Origin of the sequence: Halalkalibacter flavus (assembly GCF_036663575.1) — a bacterium.
GTDB lineage: Bacteria > Bacillota > Bacilli > Bacillales > Bacillaceae_D > Halalkalibacter > Halalkalibacter flavus.
The window spans coordinates 1-239 of record NZ_JAWRVK010000401.1; the positions used below are offsets into that span (position 1 = coordinate 1).

General features: G+C 53.1%; 3 tRNA genes. All 3 read right to left on the minus strand.

Annotated elements, in window-relative coordinates:
* Position 1 precedes the first annotated feature (1 nt).
* A tRNA-Lys gene (locus SAY88_RS25595) sits at positions 2-77 on the minus strand.
* A gap of 10 nt (positions 78-87) precedes the next feature.
* Positions 88-160, minus strand: a tRNA-Thr gene (locus SAY88_RS25600).
* Between the two features lie 3 nt (positions 161-163).
* A tRNA-Val gene (locus SAY88_RS25605) sits at positions 164-239 on the minus strand.

Consider the following 239-nt stretch of genomic DNA (forward strand, 5'->3'; position numbering starts at 1 on the left):
ATGGTGAGCCATGAAGGACTCGAACCTTCGACCCTCTGATTAAAAGTCAGATGCTCTACCAACTGAGCTAATGGCTCTCAAAAACGATGCCGGCCAGAGGACTTGAACCCCCAACCTACTGATTACAAGTCAGTTGCTCTACCAATTGAGCTAGGCCGGCATATGGTGGAGGATGACGGGATCGAACCGCCGACCCCCTGCTTGTAAGGCAGGTGCTCTCCCAGCTGAGCTAATCCTCC